The organism is Psychrobacillus sp. NPDC096426, assembly GCF_044762745.1.
Classification (GTDB): Bacteria; Bacillota; Bacilli; order Bacillales_A; family Planococcaceae; genus Psychrobacillus.
In genome coordinates this window covers 133,102-140,852 of sequence record NZ_JBIWEX010000011.1, presented here as the reverse complement: position 1 = coordinate 140,852, position 7,751 = coordinate 133,102, and the positions used below count along the sequence as shown (strand labels likewise).

Genomic DNA, 7,751 nt, shown 5'->3' with positions numbered 1-7,751 from the left:
TTAACTTTAACTTTACCAAAAGGGCTAACAGTCACGAGCGGAATGAACGCTATTGCACACTGTGCGGAAGGATTATACGCAGAAAACGCCAACCCGATTGTTTCATTGTTTGCGGAAGATGGTGCACGTGCATTAGCAAACAGTCTTCCAAGAATTCTTGAAAACCCAGAAGATATGGAAGCACGCGGTGAAGCACAATACGGCACAATGCTGGGCGGTATGGTACTTGGTTCAGTAGGTATGGCATTACACCATAAATTATGTCATACACTAGGTGGGACATTTAATCTTCCACACGCAGAAACACACACAGTCATTTTACCATATGCGATTCAATACAACGCATCCCATATACCAGAAGCAATGGAAGCATTAGCGCGTGCGTTAAATACAACACCAGATGATGTACCAGGTGCTTTATATGATTTATCTTCTTCATTAGGAAGCCATACATCTTTAGAGGCATTAGGAATAAAAGAAAGTGATCTTGATAAAGTAGCAGAAATAGCAACCCAAAACCCATACTACAATCCACGTCCAGTAAATAAAGAAGGAATTCAGGAACTACTACAATATGCTTTTGAAGGAAAACGACCTGAACTTGCATATGTAAAATAAATGTTTGACATATCAGGCGGTCATGCACCGTAACAATTATTTAGGGGGTATTGTATGGACCAAAAGTTAGTTGTAGTCGAAAAGAAAGATCAACGCTTATATGATATTGCGGAAAAACTAACAAAAAATATTCATGATGTAGTCATAGAGTACAAAGTAACAGAGGAAGAATGGATTTCTGCAATCGAATTCTTGACAGAAGTCGGTGTTAAAAATGAATATATCTTATTATCGGATGTTATGGGTGTTTCGGTGTTAGTGAATGACTTAGCTCACCATCACGATCATGAGGAGCATGTGACAGACCATAACGTAGAAGGGCCATTATATCGTGCAAATGCACCATTAGTGAAAACTCCAGCACAACTATGTACCAATGAAGCAATTTTAAAAAGTGAGCAGCCTTATGTAATGGTTGGTCAAGTATTATCCGTGCATGGTAATCCAATTCCTCATGCGATTGTGGATGTATGGCAAGCGGATGAAAAAGGCGATTATGAAAACGAAGACCCAAACCAACCGGAATACAACTTACGTGCTCGTATTGAAACAGATGCAAAAGGACGTTATGAATTTAAGTCGATTTTACCTGGAGGCTATGAAATTGGTAAAGGTGGTCCGACCGGTAAGTTCTTAAAACGCATTGGTCGTCACGCATGGCGTCCGGCACATATTCACTTTAAAATTGTAGCGGAAGACTTTAATGAGCTAACAACGATGCTATTTATCCCAAATGACCCGTGGATTGACTCAGATGCCATTGGAGCTGTAAAAGATTCTTTAATTTTAGATTTAAAGAAAGTTGATAGCGTCAGCGAACAACAAAAGAATGGATTTAATAAAGCATTTTCTATTACGGAGTACAATTTTAAATTAATCCCTAAAGATAATTAATCGCATTTCTAATATTATAGTATAAATTCATATTTACTTTCTTTAATGTAAGCACTCCATTTCTAGCGAATGGGGTGCTTGTTTTTTTCTATTCTTTGCATACATGCTGCATGTATGGTTAACGGGAAGGAAAGACAAAAAACTTTTTTCATTTTAATTGAACTTTTTTGTCTTCTCATTTGTATAGTTAGAAAAGAGGATAGATTGGGGATGTTACAAATGGATACTGGTTGGATTGTTTCTCTTATCGTTGCAGGTTTTTTATTGGTTTTAATTTTAGCGATTGCTATTCCAATGGATCGCAAATATGTTGTCCGTGAAAATGGTAAGATTAATTATAAGAAAACGAAAATATATTTAAGGTGGAACGTTTTTGATACACTTACAATTGGTCTAGCTGTATATTCCATTATCTGTGTTCAGGTTCTTAATTTTTTAGTCTCTAGTGGTGAAACAGTTGAGAATGTTTTTGTGCAATTTTTTACAAACCAAGCACAAGTATGGACACTTGTATCAATTATTTACTTAATTTGTAGGGTATCCATGACGTTGAAAGCTATCAAGGAACGCTGGGGCGATGAGATTGAGTGAACGTGAAGATGAATTAATGATCGCTTATCAAAATGGTGATAACGAAGCGTTAGAAGGAATCTACGCTCTATTAAAACAATCTCTTTATTCGTTTATTTTCCGTTATTCAAGAGATGAGCAATTAAGCATTGATGTCGTTCAAGACACATTTGTAAAACTACAACGTTATAAGTATGATTACAATCCAAGTAAGGGAAAACTAAAATCATATCTTTTTCAAATTGCATATCGATTGATGATAACAAAATTAAATCGCCGCAAGAGATGGAGAAACCTTTTACCCTTTCTTACTCCGATACAGACCGAAGAATTTCATCAATTAGACAGAATGACCATTCGGGAAGCCGTTGCAAAGCTCCCTGAAATACAGCGTGCCGTTGTATTACTTTTTTACTATCACGATTTGTCACAAGAGGAAATAGCAAAAATCCTTGGAATTCCAAAAGGGACGGTTAAATCAAGATTACACATAGCAATCAAAAAATTAAAAGAAGAATTGGAGAGAGATGAATATGAGTCAGGATCCCTTTAATAAGGATCATCATCTGTGCACGAAGTTGGATGAATATCACATAGATATACCGGATTTCCCTATGAAATCTAATAGATGGGAACGATTCATCAATCTTCTAGCTTCACCTGCAAAAGACCCGCTTGATCCGATAATTTCAACAACTGGTGGGCTAATGCTGTTAAAAATTGCACCAATATTAGGAACTACTGGACTCGCATTAATACATGCTTTAATTTTTCTATAAGAGGTAACGCTAGGAAATAGTAAAATATTACAACGTTAAAGAAATTCCAATAGCCTTTTACTGCTCATTTTTTTTCCAAATAGTGAGTAAATGACTAGAACCTTTTAAACTACACGATACTTTTCTTCCAACTCCCATGGAAATTTTAAAATGCTCAAAATCTATATTACAAAAAGCCATATAGGTATGAAAAATAGCCCTATTTTGATCAATTTTGTTCAAAATAAGGGCTTCTTTCTTTAGCCTTTCACTTTTTGAGAGATAGATTCAATAGACGGAAGTATAGAATATCAATAGTTTGAATATTCTTTTCCTTCTTATGCATTTTAGATGTATAATTAACAGTATATAGGAAAAATGGTAAGCATATGACGAAAGAAATGGTGGGGGCTTTTAAATGAATAAAGAAAAAGTTTTATCTTTACAAGATGTTACGATGCGTTTTGGTCCTAAACAAGTACTGAACGGTGTTAATTTGGAAGTATATCGAGGACAAATTATCGGCTATATTGGTCCAAATGGTGCGGGGAAAAGTACTACTGTTAAAATCATGCTTGGGTTAATCGAAGGTTATGAAGGGAAAATTGAAATCTTTGGAAAAGATATTGCCAATGGCGATGTGACGTATAAACGAAAAATTGGCTACGTACCAGAAACAGCGGAACTTTATGATAATCTTACTGCTTGTGAGTATTTAACGTTTACAGGGGAGTTATATGGACTAAGTAGCGAAGAAGCAGAAAGTAAAGCCTTCAAATTGATGAAAGAATTTAGTTTAGAGGCTGTATTCTATCAACGATTATCTTCTTTCTCAAAAGGAATGAGACAAAAAGTGCTTATTATTTCTAGTTTATTGCATGACCCGGAATTATTGTTTTTTGATGAACCTTTAAGTGGCTTAGACGCTAATAGTGTCATGATTATTAAAGAAATCCTCGATCAGCTTGCGTCACGTGGAAAGACTATTTTCTATTCTTCTCATATTATGGACGTCGTGGAGAAAATAAGTAACCGGATTATTCTACTTGTGGAAGGTAGAGTCTTAGCAGATGGTACGTTTGAGGAATTACAAGCTCAAAGTGAAGAAGGGACATTAGAAAAAATATTTAATCAAATTACAGGGTTTTCGGAACATAAAGCGATTGCAGAAAAGTTTGTGGAAATAGTAAGTGAGGGAAGCGCTCATGCATGATTTTACATCGCTTCGAATTTTAGATCGTTTCAAGTGGATATTTCAAAAAATGCATATAGATTATGAAGTGATGCGTAAAATTTTGCAATTAAAGCTGACGATGGATGGTAGACGAATGCCTACTGTTTTCAATGGTACGAAAGTGAAAAAAGAAGGGAATCAGTTTCTAAAGTCTTTATGGATGTACGGGCTATACGGAGTATTATTACTGACTCCATTTTTATTTTTTGGGAATCAATCTATGTTCTTTATGAGTATTCTGTTTAGTGTCCTCATGTTTATCGTGATGACATCTATGGTATCCGATTTTTCAGCTGTTCTGCTCGATATCCGAGATAAAAATATCCTTCACTCGAAACCGATTAGCAACCGTACTCTTAATGCTGCGAAAATAGTCCATATATTAATTTATATGTTTTTGTTAACAGGTTCTTTTGTCATTGTTCCACTAATCGTGAGTATTTTTAGACATGGAATTGGATTTACTCTCATATTTATGTTGGATGTTGTACTGATTAGTTGTTTAGTAGTCGTGTTTACTGCATTTGTTTACTTATTCATCCTACGTTTTTTTAGTGGAGAAAAGCTAAAGGATATGATTAATTATGTACAAATTATATTAACTTTAGCGATAATGATTAGTTATCAGCTTGTAGCTCGAGTATTTGAATTCGTCAATTTTGAAATCACATATTCTTTTGTATGGTGGCATTTGTTCCTTCCGCCATTATGGTTTAGCGCGCCGTTTGAGTTGATATTAAATAAAAATTTATCATTTCCTATTATTATTTTTACTGTATTAGCGGTATTAGGACCACTCTTATCCATCCTATTATATATTCGACTTATGCCAGCTTTTGAACGAAATCTAGCCAAATTATTAAGTGATTCTAAAAGAAACCACAAGAAATCGCGTCATCTAGATCGCTTTTGGGCAACTGTTTTATGTAGAAGGAAAGAAGAACGAACATTTTACTTATTTTCATCGTTAATGATGAAGCAAGAACGCGAGCTCAAGCTGAAAGTCTATCCGCAGATAGGATTTGCGCTAATCTTTCCATTCGTATTCCTTTTTAATGACCTGAGAAATCGTTCATTTGAAGAAATGAGCCAAGGGAATATGTATTTAGTTATTTACTTTAGTTTGGCGATGATTCCAACGATTGTTCATATGCTAAAGTTTTCAAGTACATACAAAGCGCAATGGATTTATCGGGTTGCACCTATTCAAAATGAGTCTGCCATTTATAGCGGGACATTAAAAGCATGTATTATGAATTATTTTATACCGATCTATTTAGTACTATGTATTTTATTTTTATGGATTTTTTCGTTTCGAATTTTAACAGATTTAATCGTCGTGCTACTTGCGGCAATTGCGTTGGCACTTGTTTCGTATGTATTATTTAACAAGGAAGGATATCCATTTTCTCATTCGCATGAACATATGCAGGATATGAGTACGTTCAAAGTTTTTGGAGGGGTATTAGTCGTTGGACTTTTCGTGCTTGTTCATTTTATCCTTATGAAGATTCCTTTTGGTCTATTTGTCTATATTATCCTGTTAGTGATCGGTATTTTAATAGGGTGGATGAAAATATTTCCGAGAAAGTTGAACGAAGTGGTTAGTAAGTGAATATTAAAAGCGAAAAAGATATTATAAGAGTGATTAAAGAAGACGAGTGGATGATGGAATTATTAAAGGCTGCAAAGTTATTAAACCTACCAGATTGGTGGATTTGTGCAGGTTTTGTTCGTTCAATAATTTGGGATGTTCTTCACGGATACAAAGAGCGGACTTTATTGAAAGATATTGATGTTATCTATTTTGATCCAACTAATATGGAGGAGGATCTGGAAAAAGAGTTAGAAGAACAATTAAAAAATATGGTGCCAAATATCCCATGGTCTGTAAAAAACCAAGCAAGAATGCATGTGATCAATAACTTACCACCTTATACATCTTCAGTAGATGGCATAGCAAACTTTCCTGAAACTGTAACGGCATTGGGAGTAAAATTAGATAGTCAAGACAATGTGATTTTAGCTGCACCGCACGGGATAAAAGACGTTATTCATCTTGAAGTTAGACCCACCCCCATCTTTTTGACAACAGAGAGGTTAAGAGTAGTTTACGAAGAGAGAGTTCGAAAAAAAGACTGGATATCTACTTGGACAAAGCTTAAGGTTTTTCATAGTTTAAAAGAAGAATTTTTAGGGGAGAAACCTCATGATAAAGAGAGCTATTAGTGTTTCTTTTGTATTACTCTTGTTCTTTTTGATTGCTTGTGAAAATGACATAAAATTAGATAATAGATTATCGGAAGCTAAGCTAACAGATAGAGAAAAATTTCTCCTTTCATCAACTAGTGATCAGTCATTTGTTTTCGATTTTCACACAGATAAAAAGTACAAACAAGTATCTGTATGGATAGATAAATATGAATTCGGCAAGCTTACAGAAGAAAATATTGGTCGACTAACTACGGATATTAAGGAAAATGGCATAATTATTTTTTCTTCATCTAAAATATCATTGGATGAAGAAACAGTCATTTTTAATATTAATGTGGGTGATGATCATTCTTCTAGTAAAATAACTTCCCGCCAAGTATTGCCGACTGCAAATCAAAGTACATGGGGAAGTAGTCATTTAGAAAGCATACCAGTTTCAGATCATATCGTTTTGGCAACTAATTGTTATGCAAACGGTAATGGAATGAGTACGCTCTCTACGGAATTTTATTCGGATATGGATAGTCGAATTAGTGAGCTAGAGAATTATGATGTTGTGTATGTATTAAGAAGTGAATTTCATAAATAATGGATATGAAAAAGGACTTCCAGCTAAATTGGAAGTCCTTTTTGCGTTACTTAATATCCGTAATAACCGTCACATGCGGATGGTTTTTCAAAATCGTAATTGGCCATTCTTCTGTAATTGCATCCCCAAGTAAGGCTTCGATTGCTGGACGTTTCTTTTCGCCGAAAGCTAATAAAATGATTTTTTTTGCTTTCATAATAGAAGCAATCCCCATCGTGAAAGCAGTTTGAGGAATTTCCTCCTCGTCGTCAAAATATTGACTGTTCACGCCAAGTGTTGAATCTGTTAACTGCGCAACATGCGTGACCGAATCAAAAGAAGTACCAGGCTCATTAAATGCAATATGCCCGTTTTCGCCAACACCTAGAAACTGAATATCTAGTGGATGCTCGTTTAATTGACTTTCATAACGTGCACATTCTGCATCTAAATCATGCGCTTTTCCGTTTGGAATATTCGTTTCTTTGAATGGTTTGTGTGCAAATAAATGCTCTTGCATAAAATAAGCATAGCTATTGACATTGGTCGGTGCTAATCCTATATATTCATCTAAGTTAAAAGCGGTAACTTCGGAAAAGTCTAAAGATGATTCCACTAGTTTTTTATAAATAGGAATCATAGTGCTCCCAGTTGCTAAACCTAATACGTTTAATTCGTTCGCTTTTAGATCTTTTTCTAGATTATCTTGCACGATAGTAGCAGCCTCTTGTTGATTGGCTACATGAATTACTTCAAAAAACGCCATTTCAAAACCTCACTCTTCCTTCATTATCCTTTAATTGTATGCTGATTCTATTGAAAGGTCAACGAATTATCGAAAGCGGATGAACCGATTGGGCATAATGCGCATATGATGTTATGACTTGAATACAAG

Annotated in this window: 10 protein-coding genes; 9 read left to right on the top strand and 1 reads right to left on the bottom strand. The window is 35.0% G+C overall.

Translation table 11 applies throughout. The features are described from left to right. The 9 genes from ACIQYS_RS11525 to ACIQYS_RS11485 form a co-directional block, all read left to right on the top strand. Positions 1–618 (top strand): dehydroquinate synthase/iron-containing alcohol dehydrogenase family protein (locus ACIQYS_RS11525; protein ID WP_402979440.1); only part of this gene is annotated, 618 nt, incomplete at its 5' end. A 54-nt stretch (positions 619–672) separates the two neighbouring features. Further along, on the top strand, positions 673–1,512 hold the full coding sequence (locus ACIQYS_RS11520; RefSeq protein WP_402979437.1) for a dioxygenase family protein: 840 nt from the start codon (positions 673–675) through the stop codon (positions 1,510–1,512). A gap of 219 nt (positions 1,513–1,731) precedes the next feature. Further along, the gene (locus ACIQYS_RS11515; RefSeq protein WP_402979434.1) at positions 1,732–2,103 is read left to right on the top strand and encodes a group-specific protein; all 372 of its coding nucleotides are present in this window, start codon (positions 1,732–1,734) and stop codon (positions 2,101–2,103) included. Between the two features lie 16 nt (positions 2,104–2,119). Then, on the top strand, positions 2,120–2,635 hold the full coding sequence (locus ACIQYS_RS11510) for an RNA polymerase sigma factor (RefSeq protein ID WP_402979467.1): 516 nt from the start codon (positions 2,120–2,122) through the stop codon (positions 2,633–2,635). Further along, the gene (locus ACIQYS_RS11505; protein WP_402979431.1) at positions 2,616–2,861 is read left to right on the top strand and encodes a hypothetical protein; all 246 of its coding nucleotides are present in this window, start codon (positions 2,616–2,618) and stop codon (positions 2,859–2,861) included. The genes ACIQYS_RS11510 and ACIQYS_RS11505 overlap by 20 nt, the downstream gene beginning before the upstream one ends. A 397-nt stretch (positions 2,862–3,258) precedes the next feature. Then, complete coding sequence (locus tag ACIQYS_RS11500) at positions 3,259–4,053, top strand: ABC transporter ATP-binding protein (RefSeq protein WP_402979428.1); 795 nt, start codon at positions 3,259–3,261, stop codon at positions 4,051–4,053. Further along, positions 4,046–5,689, top strand: coding sequence for a hypothetical protein (locus ACIQYS_RS11495; protein WP_402979425.1), 1,644 nt, complete (start codon positions 4,046–4,048; stop codon positions 5,687–5,689). Before ACIQYS_RS11500 ends, ACIQYS_RS11495 begins: the two co-directional genes overlap by 8 nt. Further along, complete coding sequence (locus ACIQYS_RS11490; RefSeq protein WP_402979422.1) at positions 5,686–6,303, top strand: nucleotidyltransferase family protein; 618 nt, start codon at positions 5,686–5,688, stop codon at positions 6,301–6,303. The genes ACIQYS_RS11495 and ACIQYS_RS11490 overlap by 4 nt, the downstream gene beginning before the upstream one ends. Beyond that, a complete protein-coding gene (locus ACIQYS_RS11485; RefSeq protein WP_402979419.1) occupies positions 6,284–6,877 on the top strand; it encodes a hypothetical protein in 594 nt (197 codons plus the stop codon). Before ACIQYS_RS11490 ends, ACIQYS_RS11485 begins: the two co-directional genes overlap by 20 nt. 46 nt (positions 6,878–6,923) lie before the next feature. On the opposite strand, the gene ACIQYS_RS11480 is transcribed toward ACIQYS_RS11485, so the two are convergent. Next, positions 6,924–7,622, bottom strand: coding sequence for a glucosamine-6-phosphate deaminase (locus ACIQYS_RS11480; RefSeq protein ID WP_402979416.1), 699 nt, complete (start codon positions 7,620–7,622; stop codon positions 6,924–6,926). Between the last annotated feature and the right edge of the window lie 129 nt (positions 7,623–7,751).

Excerpts from the sequence above, each read along its gene's own strand:
- ACIQYS_RS11520 (WP_402979437.1), top strand. The coding sequence starts at position 673 with ATGGACCAAAAGTTAGTTGTAGTCGAAAAGAAAGATCAACGCTTATAT.
- ACIQYS_RS11515 (WP_402979434.1), top strand. The coding sequence starts at position 1,732 with ATGGATACTGGTTGGATTGTTTCTCTTATCGTTGCAGGTTTTTTATTG.
- ACIQYS_RS11510 (WP_402979467.1), top strand. The coding sequence starts at position 2,120 with ATGATCGCTTATCAAAATGGTGATAACGAAGCGTTAGAAGGAATCTAC.
- ACIQYS_RS11505 (WP_402979431.1), top strand. The coding sequence starts at position 2,616 with ATGAGTCAGGATCCCTTTAATAAGGATCATCATCTGTGCACGAAGTTG.
- ACIQYS_RS11500 (WP_402979428.1), top strand. The coding sequence starts at position 3,259 with ATGAATAAAGAAAAAGTTTTATCTTTACAAGATGTTACGATGCGTTTT.
- ACIQYS_RS11495 (WP_402979425.1), top strand. The coding sequence starts at position 4,046 with ATGCATGATTTTACATCGCTTCGAATTTTAGATCGTTTCAAGTGGATA.
- ACIQYS_RS11485 (WP_402979419.1), top strand. The coding sequence starts at position 6,284 with ATGATAAAGAGAGCTATTAGTGTTTCTTTTGTATTACTCTTGTTCTTT.
- ACIQYS_RS11480 (WP_402979416.1), bottom strand. The coding sequence starts at position 7,622 with ATGGCGTTTTTTGAAGTAATTCATGTAGCCAATCAACAAGAGGCTGCT.